Annotated in this window: 18 protein-coding genes; 9 read left to right on the top strand and 9 right to left on the bottom strand. The window is 62.4% G+C overall.

Features of this window, described 5'->3' with window-relative positions; translation table 11 throughout:
- Positions 1-9: 9 nt before the first annotated feature.
- From AC13C2_RS15765 to AC13C2_RS15745, 5 genes are read right to left on the bottom strand one after another with little or no spacing between them, the layout of a single operon-like run.
- Positions 10-3030, bottom strand: a complete 3021-nt coding sequence (locus AC13C2_RS15765; RefSeq protein ID WP_482887397.1) for a formate dehydrogenase subunit alpha — start codon at positions 3028-3030, stop codon at positions 10-12.
- A 13-nt stretch (positions 3031-3043) separates the two neighbouring features.
- Positions 3044-3238 carry a hypothetical protein gene (locus AC13C2_RS15760; protein WP_092759543.1) on the bottom strand — a complete coding sequence of 65 codons (195 nt, stop codon included), beginning with the start codon at positions 3236-3238 and terminating at the stop codon, positions 3044-3046.
- Between the two features lie 25 nt (positions 3239-3263).
- Entirely contained in the window at positions 3264-3878 is a 615-nt protein-coding gene (locus AC13C2_RS15755; protein WP_092759545.1) for a TorD/DmsD family molecular chaperone, read from the bottom strand.
- Positions 3875-4459, bottom strand: coding sequence for a DUF3306 domain-containing protein (locus AC13C2_RS15750; RefSeq protein WP_482887396.1), 585 nt, complete (start codon positions 4457-4459; stop codon positions 3875-3877). The genes AC13C2_RS15755 and AC13C2_RS15750 overlap by 4 nt, the downstream gene beginning before the upstream one ends.
- The gene (locus AC13C2_RS15745; RefSeq protein WP_424337846.1) at positions 4456-5004 is read right to left on the bottom strand and encodes a DUF3305 domain-containing protein; all 549 of its coding nucleotides are present in this window, start codon (positions 5002-5004) and stop codon (positions 4456-4458) included. Before AC13C2_RS15745 ends, AC13C2_RS15750 begins: the two co-directional genes overlap by 4 nt.
- A 124-nt stretch (positions 5005-5128) precedes the next feature.
- On the opposite strand from AC13C2_RS15745, the gene AC13C2_RS15740 reads away from it, so the two are divergent.
- Genes AC13C2_RS15740 through AC13C2_RS15720 form a run of 5 tightly spaced genes read left to right on the top strand, consistent with a single transcriptional unit; the run spans position 5129 to position 9447 of the window.
- Positions 5129-7048: a 4Fe-4S binding protein gene (locus AC13C2_RS15740; protein WP_482887395.1), complete on the top strand. Its 1920-nt coding sequence runs from the start codon at positions 5129-5131 to the stop codon at positions 7046-7048.
- Positions 7049-7057: 9 nt separating this feature from the next.
- Positions 7058-7249 carry a DUF6494 family protein gene (locus AC13C2_RS15735; protein WP_092759551.1) on the top strand — a complete coding sequence of 64 codons (192 nt, stop codon included), beginning with the start codon at positions 7058-7060 and terminating at the stop codon, positions 7247-7249.
- A complete protein-coding gene (locus AC13C2_RS15730; RefSeq protein ID WP_092759553.1) occupies positions 7246-8313 on the top strand; it encodes an Mrp/NBP35 family ATP-binding protein in 1068 nt (355 codons plus the stop codon). The genes AC13C2_RS15735 and AC13C2_RS15730 overlap by 4 nt, the downstream gene beginning before the upstream one ends.
- Complete coding sequence (locus AC13C2_RS15725) at positions 8306-8977, top strand: biotin/lipoate--protein ligase family protein (protein WP_092759555.1); 672 nt, start codon at positions 8306-8308, stop codon at positions 8975-8977. The genes AC13C2_RS15730 and AC13C2_RS15725 overlap by 8 nt, the downstream gene beginning before the upstream one ends.
- Positions 8974-9447, top strand: coding sequence for a DUF6505 family protein (locus tag AC13C2_RS15720; protein WP_339640542.1), 474 nt, complete (start codon positions 8974-8976; stop codon positions 9445-9447). Before AC13C2_RS15725 ends, AC13C2_RS15720 begins: the two co-directional genes overlap by 4 nt.
- A gap of 6 nt (positions 9448-9453) precedes the next feature.
- Here the strand turns inward: AC13C2_RS15720 and AC13C2_RS15715 are convergent, their stop codons facing one another.
- The 4 genes from AC13C2_RS15715 to AC13C2_RS15700 form a co-directional block, all read right to left on the bottom strand.
- Positions 9454-10248, bottom strand: coding sequence for an ABC transporter substrate-binding protein (locus AC13C2_RS15715; RefSeq protein ID WP_482887394.1), 795 nt, complete (start codon positions 10246-10248; stop codon positions 9454-9456).
- A complete protein-coding gene (locus AC13C2_RS15710) occupies positions 10245-10958 on the bottom strand; it encodes an ATP-binding cassette domain-containing protein (protein WP_482887393.1) in 714 nt (237 codons plus the stop codon). The genes AC13C2_RS15715 and AC13C2_RS15710 overlap by 4 nt, the downstream gene beginning before the upstream one ends.
- Entirely contained in the window at positions 10952-11656 is a 705-nt protein-coding gene (locus AC13C2_RS15705; protein ID WP_339640539.1) for an ABC transporter permease, read from the bottom strand. The genes AC13C2_RS15710 and AC13C2_RS15705 overlap by 7 nt, the downstream gene beginning before the upstream one ends.
- Before the next feature lie 73 nt (positions 11657-11729).
- Complete coding sequence (locus tag AC13C2_RS15700) at positions 11730-12668, bottom strand: glycosyltransferase family 2 protein (RefSeq protein ID WP_482887392.1); 939 nt, start codon at positions 12666-12668, stop codon at positions 11730-11732.
- Between the two features lie 82 nt (positions 12669-12750).
- Here AC13C2_RS15700 and AC13C2_RS15695 point away from each other — a divergent pair, with 82 nt between their 5' ends.
- The 4 genes from AC13C2_RS15695 to AC13C2_RS15680 are packed head-to-tail and all read left to right on the top strand — an operon-like array spanning position 12751 to position 16779.
- Positions 12751-14025, top strand: a complete 1275-nt coding sequence (locus tag AC13C2_RS15695; protein WP_482887391.1) for a glycosyltransferase — start codon at positions 12751-12753, stop codon at positions 14023-14025.
- Positions 14018-14938, top strand: coding sequence for a glycosyltransferase family 2 protein (locus AC13C2_RS15690; RefSeq protein ID WP_482887390.1), 921 nt, complete (start codon positions 14018-14020; stop codon positions 14936-14938). The genes AC13C2_RS15695 and AC13C2_RS15690 overlap by 8 nt, the downstream gene beginning before the upstream one ends.
- A complete protein-coding gene (locus AC13C2_RS15685; protein WP_482887389.1) occupies positions 14931-15968 on the top strand; it encodes a hypothetical protein in 1038 nt (345 codons plus the stop codon). Before AC13C2_RS15690 ends, AC13C2_RS15685 begins: the two co-directional genes overlap by 8 nt.
- Position 15969: 1 nt before the next feature.
- The gene (locus AC13C2_RS15680; RefSeq protein ID WP_482887388.1) at positions 15970-16779 is read left to right on the top strand and encodes a glycosyltransferase family 2 protein; all 810 of its coding nucleotides are present in this window, start codon (positions 15970-15972) and stop codon (positions 16777-16779) included.
- Positions 16780-16962 lie beyond the last annotated feature (183 nt).

Below are 16962 nucleotides of genomic sequence, written 5' to 3'. Positions count from 1 at the left end.
TCTTTCTCCTTACGCCGTGTAGATTTTACACAGGGTGCACTTGGTTTCCTGCATCTGGGTCACCGAGTCATAGCCGTAGGTCTGGGCAATATTGGTCGATTCCCCCAGAACATAGGGATCGGCCCCTTCGGGATATTTGTCCCGCAGGTCGCGCCCTTCGAAGATGCCGCCGAAGTGGAATGGCATGAAGGCCACACCTTCTCCGACGCGCGGTGTTACCATGGCCTTTACCAGAACCTTGCCCTTTTCAGGGCCTTCGACCCAGACGTCATCTCCGTCGCGAACACCCAGATCATTGGCATCGCGCGGATTCATCTCGACGAACATTTCCTGCTGCAGTTCGGCCAGCCAGCGGTTGGAGCGGCTTTCGTCGCCCCCGCCTTCATATTCGACCAGACGCCCTGATGTCAGGATAAGCGGGTATTCTTCCGAAAAGTCATTTTCCTGGATCGAGGCATAGCGCGTCGGCAAACGCCAGAACTTCTTGTCTTCATAGGTGCCGTATTCAGCGACCAGATCGCGGCGCGGCGTATACAGCGGCTCGCGATGCAGGGGCACCGGGTCGGGGAAAGTCCAGACCACGGCACGCGCCTTGGCGTTACCGAAGGGCGCGCATCCGCGGGCGATTGCGACCCGCTGGATGCCGCCCGAGAGATCGGTCTTCCAATTCACACCACCGGTCTTCTGTTGGTAGTCGGATTCGATTTCGCCGGTCATTGTTTTCTCGCCGACTTCCTCCCCGTCGGTGGCGCCTTCGGCCGGGGCTGTCGTCGCCTCGGGACGTCCGTCGGGGAAGCCTGCCACCCGGTTAATCGAGTCGACCTCGTCCTGCGTCAGATCGCTGTCCCATCCCAGATCGCGCAGCATCTGCATCGTGAATTCGGGATAACCGTCCTCGATTTCCGATCCGACAGAATAAACCCCCTCTGCCAGAAGGTTCTCGCCATCGCGTTCAACGCCGAACCGGGCGCGGAAGGTCAGGCCGCCTTCGGCCACCGGCAAGGACATGTCGTAAAGGTTGGCCGTGCCGGGGTGGTTCATCTCGGGTGTGCCCCAGGATGGCCATGGCAGACCATAATAATCCCCGTCGGCCGGTCCGCCCACGGCGCGCAGCGTTGTCTTGTCGAACGTGTGCTGATTGGCCATGTGCGTCTTGAGACGTTCGGGCGACTGGCCCGTATAGCCGATGGTCCACATGCCGCGATTGAACTCGCGGGTGATGTCTTCGATGTTCGGCTCTCCGTTTTCGACCGCGATGTTGCGGAAGATGCGATCCGCGAAGCCCAGCTTGGTGGCGAATTTGGCCATGATTGTATGATCGGGCAAAGATTCGAACAACGGCTCCACGATCCGATCGCGCCACTGCAGGGAGCGGTTGGAGGCTGTGACAGAACCGCGTGTTTCATACTGGGTCGAAGCGGGCAGGATATAGACGCCATCTTCGCGATCATTCATCACGGCCGTCAGGGTCGGATAGGGGTCGATCACCACCAGAAGATCCAACTTCTCCATCGCCGTCTTCATTTCCGTCATACGCGTCTGGCTGTTGGGCGCATGGCCCCAGAATATCATCGCACGGGTATTGTTGGGCTGATCGATATTCTCCGCATCTTCCAGAACGCCGTCGATCCAGCGCGATACAGGGATGCCCGTCTCGTTCATCATCATGCGGTCGGCCCCGTCGGCGCCCTTGCCCTCCATGACGTCGAAGTTCGACTTGAGCCAGTCCAGGTCTTCTTCCCACACCCGTGCCCAATGCGCCCAGCTGCCGTCCGACAGGCCGTAGTATCCCGGCAGCGTGTCCGCCAGAACACCCAGATCGGTCGCACCCTGCACATTGTCATGGCCACGGAAGATGTTGGTTCCTCCACCGGAGATTCCTATGTTGCCCAGTGCAAGTTGCAAAATGCAGTAGGCCCGCGTGTTGTTGTTGCCGTTGGTGTGCTGAGTGCCACCCATGCACCAGATGACCGTGCCGGGCCGGTTTTCCGAGAGCTGACGCGCAACCCGGCGAAGTTGCGAACCGGGTGCTCCGGTCACGCGCTCGACTTCTTCCGGGGTCCACCTGGCCACTTCTTCACGGATCTGGTCCATGCCCCAGACGCGGGTGCGGATGAATTCCTTATCCTCCCACCCGTTATCGAAGATATGATACAGAATGCCCCAGACCAGCGCGACGTCTGTGCCTGGCCGGAAGCGCACATATTCGTCGGCATGCGCCGCAGTGCGAGTGTACCGGGGGTCGCAGACGATCAACGGGGCGGAATTCTCTTCCTTGGCCTTCAGCAGATGCAGAAGCGACACGGGGTGCGCCTCTGCCGGGTTGCCGCCGATAAGAAAGATTGCCTTGGAATTGTGGATGTCATTGAAGCTGTTCGTCATGGCGCCATAGCCCCATGTGTTGGCCACGCCGGCAACAGTAGTCGAGTGGCAGATGCGCGCTTGGTGATCGACGTTGTTGGTGCCCCAGTAGGCGGCGAATTTGCGGAACAGATAGGCCTGTTCATTGTTGTGCTTCGCGGACCCCAGCCAATAGACTGAATCCGGCCCGCTTTCTTCCTTGATAGACGTTATCTGGTCGCCGATCTCCTCGATGGCCTGATCCCAGCTGATGCGTTCCCAGACGCCGCCGACCTTCTTCATCGGATACTTCAGGCGGCGCTCGCCATGTGCCGTTTCGCGGACTGCGGCCCCTTTGGCGCAGTGGCCGCCCAGGTTGAACGGACTGTCATAGCCCGGCTCCTGGCCGAACCAGACGCCGTTCTCGACCTCGGCGATAACGGTACATCCGACCGCGCAGTGCGTGCAGACCGAGCGAATTTTCTCGGCCCCGGCAAGGGCCGGATATTCCGACATGTCGGCGCGGGCGACGGTGCCGCCAGTCGCGCCGATTGCGGCAAGACCGCCAATGGCCAGGCCAGATCCGCGCAGAAAAGCACGGCGGTCGACGCCAGATTTTGTAGCCCGGTCTATGACGCCGATGCCGCCGTTGCGACCAACTGGCGTGGACGTGGTTTTTCTACGAAGCATTCTGTCGTCCCCCTCAGAAGCGCGCGCTGGCGAAATAGGCGCGGGTATGTTCGGTATCGGCGAGGCCCTTTTGCGGCCCGGTCGCGACTTCGGCCTTCGCGGTGCCGGCTACGGTCGTGGCGGCAACGGCGGCGGGCGCGGCGACGGCCAGTTTCAGAAAGCCACGGCGGCCTTCATCCTGCGTCTTGACGTCGGTCTTGTCGGTCATGTCTCGTCCTCCAAAGACGCGGCCCTCAGGCGGCCGCCAGCCGGAACGCTTCGCGTTCGATTTCCATGAATTCACGCCCCACTTCGCCCACGCGGGCGTAGAGAGAGGCTTTTTTGGCTTTCGCCAGATCGGCGAAAAAGTGACCTGCCCATGGCGCAACATGCCTGGCCCAGAAATCGCGCTGACGCGACAAGGTCAGCGGATTGCCGAACCGCCCGACGATGATCGCGCCCAGCACTTCCATCAGTGAAGCGATCCCGTCTTCGGGTTCGAACACGCCGTCGGCACGGGCCAGGCCCAGCGCGGCGAAATCGCGGCGCAGCGCGCCCAGTGGCTTTTCATTGAGGAAACCGGTCAGGTAGAAACTGGCGTAAGGCAGCAATTCGCCGCGCCCCATGCCGATGAATAGATCGTTGTATTCATGGCGCACAGCAGACGGGTCGGCGGTACGGGCGGCTTTCGCCAACCTGTTGATCGCCTGCCCCAGAGGCGTATCGTCGCCTTGCAGGGCCGCCGTCTGGTCCAGTGTCATCCGATCCATCGGACGCGCCAATACCAACCCAAGATAATTATAGAGATCCGCGCGAAGGCGGTCCTCCTGGGACGGCTGCCCCGGTCGCGCGGAAGCGCTGGCGTTCATGCGTCACTTTCCTCCTCGAAGGTGAAGCGCATCCGTGGGGATGGCATCACCGGCAGGGTCGCGAACTCCTCCTCCGCGACCTCACATTCCGAGGGTTTCACGGCAACCGGCTTTTCTGCAAGCAGTTTCTTTTCAATGGGCTGAGTCTCATTTTCCAGAGTCTTTTCGTCGGAAACCGACGTCACGACGCGCTTGACGTGAGCGGCCATACCTTTTCCGACCTCGTAGGATGTCTTTAAAGCGCCGCCATTCAAGCCGTTTCCGGTAAAGTCCCCGTCATAATCGTTCAGACCGTCGACGCAGGCCAATACGGGGTTCGACCGCCAGAGACTGCGCAGCGCACGATTGCGAATATGGGTCGGCACGACCTTGGCCAGAAAGGCGGCCACGTCGTCTCCGGATTTGATGGTGTCCGGGTCGGGCAGGTTCAGGTGCTTCAACAATTCCGCTTCGGTCATCCCGTCCTGGGTGGCGCGTTCGACCTTCAGGATTTCGGATTCCCTGGCCTCAGTCGCGGCAGCGGTTTCGGCCTTTTGCGCGTCTGCGACCGCTTGCTTTCGACGGGACCAGAAATCGCTCATTTCCGCGCCCTCAGCGATTGCGGCGTACGCCAGACGTCGGCGGGTTGAATGATGCGCGCATCGCCGATGCCATCCTGCGCATCGCCCTGCCGATGCTTGTCGCGGCGGCGTTTGATGAACGGCTCGTCTTGGTGATGCAGGGCCACGAAAGCCTCGACCCATTCGATCATGCCCGCGGGCATCGCGACCTTCTCGACCCGGTCCTCGGCGTCGATCTCATGAAAGCTTGCCTCGAAGGGCGAAGCGGTGACCAGAACCGGATCGGGCCGCCCGCCTCCGCGCAGCCCGACCCACACCGATGGCACCTGCGACGTCAGGTTTTGCACCAGACTGTCGGTGTCCTTGCGATGAAGTTGCAACGTCAGGGTGGCGGCGTGATATTCGATTACGTCCCCATCCGTGCGCGTCATCCGCCAATCTGCGGCGGGCGCGCGCGGGACGATGCCTGCCAAGGTCCAGACATGCGCGATCCAGCGGGTCACACCGGGGCTGCGGCGCATCACGACGCCGACGGGCATTTCCACGATCTTGGGGGCCTGGGACATGGCACCTATGGTGACGCAGAAAGGTTGGTCATGAAAAGGGGAATCTTGATCTCTTTGCTGGCATCGCCTTGCAACCCAGCCCGCACCGTGGCCATCTGATCTGCGGGAACAGAGGGAGATTGGAATGGCCGGACACCTTGTCCTGTGCAGTTGTGCGGGGTCGCAGACGCTTGACGCCGATGGCCTGTCGACGGCGACCGGACGCACCTGCTCCCGTGTTCACGATGCCTTGTGCCTGGCCGCACCGGATGTTGTCGCCCGTGCCTTTGCCGACGTCGATACGATCATGGCCTGCGGGCAGGAGGCCGAGGCCCTGACTGCTCTGGCGCAGGAGGTCGGTGCCCCGGCCCCCCGATTCACCGATATTCGCGACCGGGCTAGTTGGGGCGGGGGCGATCCGATGCCCAAGCAGGCCGCATTGCTGGCCGAAGCCGCCCTGACCCCTCCCGAACCGCGAGTGCTGGATGTCGTATCCGAAGGTCTGTGCCTGATTGTCGGGCCGGCCGACCTCGCCCTGGCGGCGGCGACGCGATTGCAGGACGCGCTTACTGTGACCGTACTGCTGCCCGAAGGGGCGGACGCACCTCAGGATCGCCGCTTCGATGCCGTTTCGGGCCGCATCTGTCGCGCGTCAGGCGCACTTGGCGGGTTCGAAATAACGCTGGACGCCTTGAGGCAGATCGACCCATCCGGGGCGGAGATCACGTTTGGTGCCCCCCGCGATGGCGCAAAATCCCATTGCGATGTAATTCTGGATCTGACCGGCGGCACGCCGCTGTTTCCCGCACACCACAAGCGGGACGGTTATCTTCGCCCCGACCCGAAGAACCCGTTGGCCGTGGCAGACGCGGTGCTGGAAGCCAGCCAGATGGTCGGCACATTCGAGAAAGTCCTGCACGTCCGCACCGAGCCGTCGCTCTGCGCCCATTCGCGGGCGGGGATCACCGGATGCACGAATTGCCTCGATCTTTGCCCGACCGGAGCGATCCTGCCCGACGGCGACCACGTGACCATCGACCCGATGGCCTGCGCCGGCTGCGGGGCCTGTTCGTCGGTCTGTCCGTCGGGTGCGGTGAGTTATGACGCGCCGCCCGTCGACGACATCTTCCGCCGGATCGAGGTGCTGGCCCGGACGTTCCGCAAACATGGTGTGACGCCGACCCTGCTGGTGCATGACGACTACGGGCGCGAGATGATCGCCCTGTCCGCCCGGCACGGCGGGGGCCTGCCAGACCACGCCGTGCCGCTGCACCTGCCCGCCATCGCTGTCTTCGGTCACGCCGAGATGATGGCCGCGCTGGGGGCGGGCTTCGCGCGCGTCGACATCCTGCCTTCACCTCAAACGGAACGCGACCCGATCAACGGCCAGATCATGTTGGCCAACGCGCTGGCCGGGCGCGATGCCGTACGGCTGGCGGAGGTTGCCGATCCGGATGCGCTGGAACACGCGACAGGCGAAGCATTTTCACCGGTCGATTACGATACCATCCTGCCGCTGGGTACGCGCCGTCAGGTCACGCGCGTCGCGGCGGCGACGATGCACGATGACACGCCGGTCCTGCCCCTGCCCAAGGGCGCACCCTATGGTGCCGTGATCGTCGATACCGACGCCTGCACGCTCTGCCTGTCGTGCGTGTCCCTGTGCCCGTCGGGCGCGCTGATGGACAATCCTGACCGGCCCGAATTGCGCTTTCAGGAAGACGCCTGCCTGCAATGCGGTCTCTGCGCCTCGCTCTGCCCCGAGACGGCGATCACCTTGCAGCCGCAGTTGAACCTGTCGCCCGACGCCCTGTCACCGCGAATTCTGAACCAGGAAGAACCCGCCGAATGTGTCGAATGCGGCAAGCCGTTCGGCGTCGCCTCCACCATCGAGCGGATCGCCGGAATGCTGGCAGACAAGCACCCTATGTTCGGCGCGGAAAAGGCCCGGATGATCCGGATGTGCGATACCTGTCGCGTAAACGCGATGGCGCATTCCACCGACAACCCGTTTCAGTCAAAGCCGCGCCCCAAGACGCGGACCAGCGACGATTATCTGAACTAGGAGATACCGATGTCCGACGATTTCAACATGTCCATGCGCAAGTTCCTCAAGCAGGTCGGCGTGACCTCGCAGCAGGAAATAGAAAAGGCCGCGCGCGCCTCCGGCCATTCCGGCCCGTTCAATGCAAAAGTCGTCCTGACGATCGACGGTCTGGAGCTTGAGCATGTCGTGACCGGCACGATCACCGGCACTCCGGAATGAGCGCACCATCGCGCGAGGATGTCCTCGCGGTTTTGAAAACCATTGATGCACCCGGTGGTGGCGACATCGTGTCTGCCGGTCTGGTCCGCGCGCTGTCGGTCGATGGCGGCGAAGCCCGGTTCGTGATGGAAATCGCGCCCAATCAGGCCACCGTCATGACCCCGGTGCGTGACGCTGCCGAAACGGCACTTTCGGCAATGCCCGGCATGGTCAAAGCTACTGTTCTGCTGACCGCACACAGCGACAAGGCCCCGCCCGACCTGAAGCCCGCTCGCGCCACCGCTGCACCTACGGGGCCACAGTCGGTGCCGGGTGTGGCCCGTATTATGGCCATCGCCAGCGGCAAGGGTGGTGTCGGAAAATCGACTCTGTCGGCAAATCTTGCCGTCGCGCTGGCTGCCGAGGGCCGTCGCGTCGGTCTGCTGGATGCAGATGTCTATGGCCCGTCGCAGCCCCGCATGCTGGGTGTGTCCGGGCGGCCGCAATCGCCCGATGGCAAAACAATCCTGCCGCTGCGCAACCATGGCGTCACGATGATGTCGATGGGCCTGATGACGAACGAGGATCAGGCTGTCGTCTGGCGCGGCCCGATGCTGATGGGCGCATTGCAGCAGATGATGACTCAGGTCCAGTGGGGCACGCTGGATGTGCTGATCGTCGATTTGCCGCCCGGCACCGGCGACGTGCAGATGACGCTGGGACAAAAGTATGCGGTCGATGGCGCGGTGATCGTCAGCACCCCGCAGGATGTCGCCCTGATCGACGCGCGCAAGGGTATCGACATGTTCAAGCAAATGGGCGTGCCGGTCGTCGGTATGGTCGAGAATATGTCGACGCATATCTGTTCGAACTGCGGACATGAGGAACATATCTTCGGCCACGGCGGTGTCGCGAAGGAGGCCGAGAAGCTGGGTATTCCCCTTCTGGCCGAAATTCCGCTGCATCTTTCAATCCGCGTGGCGGCGGACGGCGGCGCCCCCGTGGTGGCATCGAAACCCGAAAGCCCACAGGCAGAAGCCTATCGTGTGCTGGCCCGCAAGTTGGTCGAAATGGGTCATGCCTGAGATCATCGGCGACCTTACCTTTCCGCCGATGTTGCGCGGTATCATGGCGCCCGATCCTCGGGCGGCGGCCATCGCACAGGCACGCGCGGGGTGTGACGGAGGGTTGATCTGCTGGCGCGGCGGTGACGCACTTGAGGTTGGTCTGGTGCTGGCTCCGGACGTGGCACTGTCGCGGGCAATACAGATGTTGCCTCTGAGCGCGATGGCCTTGCGTGATGCGCTGGGCGCGATCGGTCCACCCGAACTGCCGATCCACCTGACGTGGGACGGGCGAATTCTTCTGAATGGTGCCGAAGCCGGACGGTCGCGGATCATAGCCTCCGCCGGGCAGGCGGAGGCCGTGCCGGATTGGATCGTCAGTCACCTGATATTTCGATTTCTACCTGTCGATGGCGACATTGATGTCACCGCGCTCTGGTCGGAAGGGGGCGGGGATGTCACGCCGGAAGACCTGTTGGAATCCTGGTCCCGGCACCTGCTGCATCGTCTTTCGGAATGGGACGACGGGCCGGAATCGCTGCATGTCGACCTGACGGGCTGTTCCTGGGAGCGGGAATCGAAGGACGCGGCCTTCATAGGGCTGGACGAATCGTTCGGTCGCTTGCGTCGCGACGGGGACGCGACCACAATGGACCCCCTGACAGACCTGCTGGAAACGCCATGAACCTCGCCCGCGCGATCCATTTCGACGACAGCGATCGGAACGTCTATCATGTGCCGGCCCGCACCGGCGAATGGTGCATCGCCGGCGGGTTCGAATTTTCGAACTGGTCGGAGGGCGATCTGGCGGGCAAGGCACGGCAGGCCTTCGCAAACGGCTGGCTGGGTCTGGAAACTTTCGGACGCGTCACCTTTGTCGCCGTCACCCGCATTGAACCTGCGGAGCGCGAGGCGCTGATCGCCGACCTTGCCGATCATTTTGTCCAGATGCACGGCGCGCCTTCGCCTGAGGCGGCCTATCCCGTTGCGACTCAGGAAATCGACGCGATGATCGACCTGTGTGACGGTGTCGATGCGAACCGGGTCCTGACCGTTGCGCGACAGTTGGGCGAGGCAGGCGTGACAGAGACGTTCCGTATTCTCGACGCACGCGAGGCCGAGATCGAGCAGGTCGCCGTTCACGGCGAGGAGTAGTGCCGATCAGCGTTCGGCGTTGAAGGTGAACAATTGCTCATCCGCCACGCGGTAGCCGTTGATCAGCACTTCGGCCCGCTCGGAGACCAGCCAGTCCTCCAGTCTGGCGGCGGCCCCAGCCTTGATGTGATCGTATCGGGCAGGGTTTACGGGCAAATAGGCATATTGATTGAACATCGCCGGGTCGCCTTCGAACAGGATCGACATGCCGTCCTTGTTCCCGAACTTCAGCCAGCTTGCCCGGTCCGACAGGACATAAGCCCCCATGCCGACCGCCGTATTCAGCGCGGCCCCCATACCCGCCCCGACCGGGCGGTACCAATCGCCTTCGGTCGGGATACCCGCCGCATTCCATAGGGCCAGCTCGGCCTTATGGGTGCCGCTGTCGTCGCCACGGCTGACGAATGGAGCTTGCGCGGTTGCGATCCGGGCCAATGCCTCAGGCGCGTCCCCGGCTTGTGCGATACCGGCAGGATCATCGCCGGGGCCAATGATGACAAAATCATTATACATGATCTCGCGCCGGTGCGTAGCGTTGCCAGCGGCGACGAAGGCCTCCTCTGCAGCTTTGGAATGAACCAGAACCGCGTCGACGTCCCCCGCTTCGCCCAGGCGCAGGGCCTGTCCCGTGCCGACCACGATCAGTTCGATGTCTATGCCGGTGTCCGCCGCGATCTGGGGCAGCAGAATATCGGCCAGACCGGAATTTTCGAACGATGTCGTGACGGCCAGCCTCATCGTTTCCGCCGAAGCGGAGCCGGTGGAGAGGAACAGGACAGACAGTAGAAGTGCACGGATCATTCGACGATATCTCCATTCAGGAAGGCTTTGGCCTCGGGTGTTGCGGGGGCTGCGAAGAAGGTCTCGGCAGGCCCTGTTTCGTGTATCCGGCCATGCAAGAGAAATATGACATCGGACGCAAGACGACGCGCCTGCCCCATGTCATGGGTGGCCATCACCAGCCGAGTGCCTGCCGCCGCCGTCCCGGCCAGCAGCGCCTCGATCTGCCGCGTGGCCCGCCCATCGAGCGCCGCACAGGGTTCGTCCGCGAACAGGATTTCGGGTTCGGTGATCAGGGCGCGGGCCAGTGCCAACCGTTGCATTTCACCTCCCGACAGCGACGGCGCGGGCTGCGCCAGCATCGCGGTCAGATCGAAACGATCGGCAATTGCGCGGGCCCGTGCTTCGGCCTGCGCGCGGGACGCACCCCGCAAACGCAGGGGAAACATCAGATTGGCCAGAACCGAACGCCGGAGAGCGATGGGGCGCTGGAACACGTAGGCCTGCCGTTCGCGCGCGATCGCGTCGGCAACCGACCAGCCGACGTGCCCGTCCGCAGTTCGTTGCAATCCGTGCATCATCCGAAGCAGCGACGTCTTGCCCGACCCGTTCGGCCCGATCACGACTGTCACGCCGATGCGTCCGAGCGTCAGGTCAACCGGCCCGATCAGTGTCTTGCCCTGCCGTCGCAGGGTTGCGCCGGTCAGGGTCAGGGGGAGCGCCGCTACCATGTGCCCTGCCGTTCGGTTCGCATCGCCCAGTGGCTGCCCCAGGACACGATCAGCGCCAGCGCGATCAGGATGATGCCCAACCCCAACGCCAGGGCAAAGTCGCCGCGCCCGGTTTCAAGTGCAATGGCCGTCGTAAGAACGCGCGTCGCACCGTCGATATTGCCACCGACGATCATGATCGCGCCGACCTCGCCGATGGCGCGTCCGAACCCGGCGAGCGCGGCCGTCAGAAGGGCGCGGCGGGCGTCGATCAGCAAGGTGACGATGCGCTGACCCCGCGTTGCGTTCATCGAAATCAGCAGGTCGTGATAGTCGGACCAGAGATCTCGCATTGCCTGATAGGCGATGCTGGCGACCAGCGGCGTGATGATGATGATCTGCGCAATAATCATCGCCGTCGGTGTGAACAAAAGGCCCAGAACCCCCAACGGCCCGGACCGTGACAGAAACAGATAGACCACCAGGCCCACGACCACAGGCGGTAATCCGATAAGGGCGTTCATCGTGGCGATGACCGCCCGCCGCAGACGGAAGCGACGCACCGCCAGCCATCCTCCTAGGGGCAGCCCGACGAGACAGGAAATCGCCAGCGCCGTCAGCGTTACCCGCAGCGATCGAAGTGTGATTTCGATCAGTTCCGCATCCAGCGTCACGATCATGCGAAACGCTTCGGTCAGTCCGGCCAGCAGATCGCCCATGTGCCCCCTCGTCCCTCCGGGGCTACTTGGACCGGAGGGGGGCGGACGTTCAAGCCCCCAGGGGCGTGCTGTTCTAAAACCGTCCGGTCAGGACCGAGGCCCACATACCTGCCTGTCCCAGCCTGCCATCGCGGTGAATGCCGGTTCGTGCGAAGGCCAAAACCCGGGTCAAAATGGGAAGCGACCGGAGCGCGGTCACCTGATCGAGAAGTTGGGCGCAGTCGGGCCGAAGGTTGTCCCGGACCGCATGCAGGTTGGCAAGGTTCGCATCGGTCCAGTCGCGGTATCGTCCGTTGATCATGCCACGAAGGCGCGCGAGACACGCCGAAAAACCGCCGTTTGCACCGATCTGGTTGCCGCCGTGCTGCCGGTAGAGAATGCCCGGACGGTCATCGAAAATGACGGCACCGCCGCATCCGGTCACTATCTGATAAATCCACCAGTCGTGAACAGGATCGGCGCGCAACTTTGACGCGGCATGTCGCATTAGGTCGACGGCCGGACGGTTCAGTACCATCGTGTTGCCGCCGGCGATGTTGCGGGCCAGCGCATGACGAAATGACGGTTCGATACCGGGCGCGCGGGAGAGGCGACGCCGGACCATCGTCTCGGACGTCTCGACCGAGCGTCCGCCATAAAGCGCTGGGCCTTTCGTGATCTGCGCAAGCGCATCCACAGCAGCCCGGATCTTCCCGGGCAACCAGATGTCGTCCTGATCCGACAGGGCAACGACGTCGACGTGACCGGGCATCCGTTCGAGCAGGGAAGCGAAGTTCGCGCCATAACCCGTGCAGGGTCCATCAAGCATGTGAACGGCGAACGGCGCGGTTTCGGCAAACCGCAGCACGATGTCGCGCGTGTCATCGGTCGAGCCATCATCGCTGACCAGCAACAGATCGGGCAGACGCGTCTGGGTTGCCAATGATTCGAGTTGTTCCAGGAGAAACCGACTGCCGTTGAAGGTGGCCATCGCCACGGCGACCGTCAGGTTTTCGCCTTGCCTAGATGGCATTCGGATGGGCGACGCGATTGTCGCCTCATCCATTAACCCTTTTGAAAGGACAGGTGGAGATAACTCGATCATGGCTCGAGATATGAACACAACCTATGAATGCAACGTTAAGCCGGGGGTTCCGAAACGTCGACAATTGACCGCACGCCCGCTGCACGTGGCCTTCGCGATCGAAGCGCTTCACGGCGTGTCCGGCGGTGCCGAACGGGTTCTGGCCGATGTATCCCGCATCATTCACGAACGCGGGTACCGGGTTACCGTCATCACACACGAGGGACGCAACGGACCCAGCTTTTATCCGTTGCGATTCGGGATCGAACGGGTCGATGCCCGCCCCCGCCATTCGCGCCGTCGGAAAGCGCCTGTCCTGGATCGCGCCCGGGGTATCGCCGCGCGCAGCAAGATCGCCTCCATTCCGATCTGGCTGGTGCAGTTCGTGCCGATGGTCCTGCGGTTGCGCCGCATTCTGCGAGACACCAGGCCAGACGTGGTGATCGGGTTCATGCCCTCGATGTTTCCCTACATGTCGCTGGCTGTACTGGGATTACCGGTGAAATCCGTCGCGTCGGTTCACAATGTCCCGAAGCGGGAATTCGGGGCCGACCCCAAGCGCTGGAACCAGAACAGGATGGACAGGAAGATGCGGCGGCTCTCGCTGCGGTTCTCCGATGCGGTCACGGTGTTGCTGCCGTCCTTCGTGCGTCAGCTGCCGCTCCCGGAGGCGGCCGCGAAAACACGCGTCATCCCGAATATGGTGAAACGCTATGAAGGGCCACTGGCGGACGTTCGCGAAAGCCCGGATGAGCCGAATGTCATTCTGGCCGTCGGACGGTTGGCGGATGCCAAGGACCATCAGTCTCTGATCGAAGCCTGGGCGATGCTGGAGGATCGATTTCCGAATTGGGAAGTGCGGATTTTCGGCAACGGTCCGCTGAAGTCCAGCTTGTCGCGCCGCATCCGTTTGGCCGGAGTGAAGCGGCTGAAAATCCACAAGCCAACGCCCGAGATCATGTCTGAATATGCTGCCGCACGCATTCTTGCCATGCCGTCCCGACACGAAGGCTTCGGGCTGGTGACCGCCGAGGCGCTGTCCGTCGGTCTGCCGGTTGTCGGATTCGCGACCTGCGAAGGCACGAATGAACTGGTGCAGCACGGATACAACGGACTGCTGGCCAACCCCCGCGGCGGACGGGCGCGCGGTTTCGCAGTGGAGCTTGAGAAAATGATGACTGACGCCTATTTACGCACTCGCCTTGCCGCCGCGGCCCCGAAGTCGGTCGAACGGTTCGACCCCGAGGTCATAGCCGACCATTGGGAAGACCTGATCCGGTCGCTTGTACAGGTGGCGCATGACTGACCCGATGCACCCCGATCCCTGTGGCCAGATCGACATTACTGTCTGCATCCCGGTCTATAATTCCGCAGGAGAGATCGCACGCAGCGTTCAGTCCATCATCACCCAGACGACAACCGCGCAGGTCGAAATCCTGCTTTGCGACGACGGTTCGACGGACGAAACACGGGCGATCATCGCCGGTTTGCAACGGCAGCATCCCAATATCCGCCTGCTGGTCAATGACCGCAATAGGGGCCGACCGTTCAGCCGCAACCGTCTCGTCGCCGAGGCAAGGGGCCGCTATCTGACCTGGCTGGATGCCGACGATGAGAAATACCCCGAAATGATGGACCGGCAGTTTCAGATGCTGGAGCGTCTGGTCGCGGAGAACGGTCCCGAAGCGGTCGACGGAGTGTTGGTCTTCACCAATTTTCACTGGCTGTGGCCCAGCGAGGACGCACCCAAGCTGATGACGCCACCGGAAGGCGATCATCACATGGAGGAGCTGCTGAATGCGCGCTTCGGCGGCTATCTCTGGCTGATGATGGGTACGACCGAGACTTTCCGCACTGTTGGTCCTTTCGACACGGCCTTGCCGCGCCTGCAGGACCTCGATTTCTTCGTTCGGTTCGTCCAGAAGTGCGGCCGCTTTCGTCGGATCGAATCCGATGCGCCGCAATGCATATATTACAAAGACGATCGTGCGCGGGGCGCAATGCAGGTCTGGCAATCGTGGTGCCATATCTGGAGTAAGCACCGTCAGATCTTCAATGCCTATGGTCCCGAAAATGCGCTGCGATGGCGGCGGCACCACTACCGTGTCGCCCGCCGTTTTGCCAAAGCGAACCGCGACTGGCTAACCTATTGGTTCATCGCAGCGCAGGAGGTTTTCTTCATCGCCCGCGCCAGGGCAAGGACGGGTTTCGGTGTCTAAAACACTTTACCTTCATATCGGAACGCACAAGACGGCGACGACGACGCTTCAGCATTTCCTGGCCAAGAATCGCAAGGCACTGCGCGCGGTAGGGCTATTCTATCCTCAGCAGAACATCGTCGGCGCGCCCAGACATTATGCGCACCACCGTATCGCCCATGCGATCGCCGGGCGGGACGACAAATTGGATTTCGACTGTGCCACCGCATTCTTCGCCAAGGCGATGGAATTGGCAGGCGAAGATGACCGCATTCTTATCAGCGCCGAACCGTTCTTTCGTCACATGATCAAGCGAAAGAACGATCCGGCAACAGACCCCGAACCGGCCCTTTACCACTATGCCAAAAAGGTCCGTGCGGCCTGCGGCGACGCGGATGTGCGGATCGTCGTGATGCTGCGCAGGCAGGACCTGTTCATCGAATCGATGTATGGCGAACATGTCCTGTCCACCGGCTATCAGCATGAGATCGCTTCGTTTATCGAGGAACGCCACTGGATGCTTGATTATCGCCAGCGCCTTGCGGTCTGGGCCGATGTTTTCGGTGCCGACAATATCATGGTCCGCACCTTCGAGCGTGAATCGATGGACACCCCTGTGGAGCAATATTTCCTGAATTGGCTCGGCGTCGATTGGTGCGACGGATTCGATGCAGCCGGCGATCAGAATGTCGCGCTCAACCGCACCTTCGTGGAGTTCAAGCGCCAGATGAACTTCCCCAACCAGCCCAGTGGTCACAACACCAGGCTTCGCGAATGGCTGACGATGGCGGCTGCGCTCCCCTTTGCTGCGGATCTGCCGAAACGGGGGAAATATTACCTTAACCCCAAGGATCGCTATACTCTGATGGAGGCGCAGGAGGACGGTAACCGAGAAATTGCGCGCACATATTTCGACCGCGAAGATCTGTTCCTGCGACGGGTGGAACAGGATGCGAAACATTACCCCGGCACAGATATCGTAACGGATCGGGAGATCCAGAAAATCACCAGGCATCTGCTGCGAATGATCGCGCAGCCCGGCGTCGGCTGACATGACACTGTGGCCCGAGGTTTCGGTCGTCATCCCGATGCGAAACCGGGTCGCGTCGACCGCCGCTGCCGTTCGGTCGGCCTTGGCGCAGGAGGGCGTTTCGGTCGAGGTCATCGTGGTCGACGACGCATCCGATGGGGAAGATGCGGACAGGATTAACCGTATATTCGGCGACGCGATTACTCTTATACGTTGCGATATGCGCCGCGGCGCACCGACCGCCCGAAATCTCGGTGTCGCCTCGGCACGTGCGGCCATGGTCGCATTTCTCGACTCCGACGATGTATTCCTGCCGGACAAATTGCGGCTGCAGCGCACAGCGATGCAAGCCGGTGCACGGGGCTTTTCGGTCACCGGATTTCGCACGAAAGCCGGTCGTCGGTTCGTGTTGCCACGGCAAGCCACGCGGGGGATTGCGGCGCGCAATACCTTCGGCGGAACCAGCGGCCTCATGGTGCGGACCGACATGATCCGCGCGGAACCTTTTGCCCCCGATATGCCGGCGGTTCAGGATTGGGAGTTGTATCTACGCCTTCTGCGTCTGGGCCCGCCTGCAGTCCTGAGACAGCCGCTTTATGTCTGTGACACAAGCGGGGTTGACAGAATCACAGCGAATGCGCGGCGCCGTGCATTGGGACACCGGATGCTGCAACTGCGCCATTTTAACGACAGAACCGACGCGGGGCGTCTTGCCCTGAAAGTGCAAGCGCTGAACCGCGTACTTTTGGCCGATGCGGCGCGCGGAGGCCTTGGGGCCGTGACCCGTACGCGGATGCGCCTGTGCCGGAGCCTTCTAAGCCGGATAGCCTAAGCCCGGTCCTAGTGCACAGGGCGCACCAAAGCACTTTGTCCAAGGCTCCTGTCGGCAGGTCCAACCTGGGCGGCCGTCCCCGAGGCCCGACCCGGATCGACAACCCTGTCCGAAACGGCCCCAAGTCGTCGCAGACCGCAGGGGTGCCGCAGCGCATATGCCAGCCTGTGGTGACCGCGGCAT

Source organism: Jannaschia sp. L-14R (assembly GCF_056857695.1).
The sequence above is the reverse complement of the archived record's forward strand: the minus strand, read 5'-3'. Positions and strand labels throughout refer to the sequence as shown.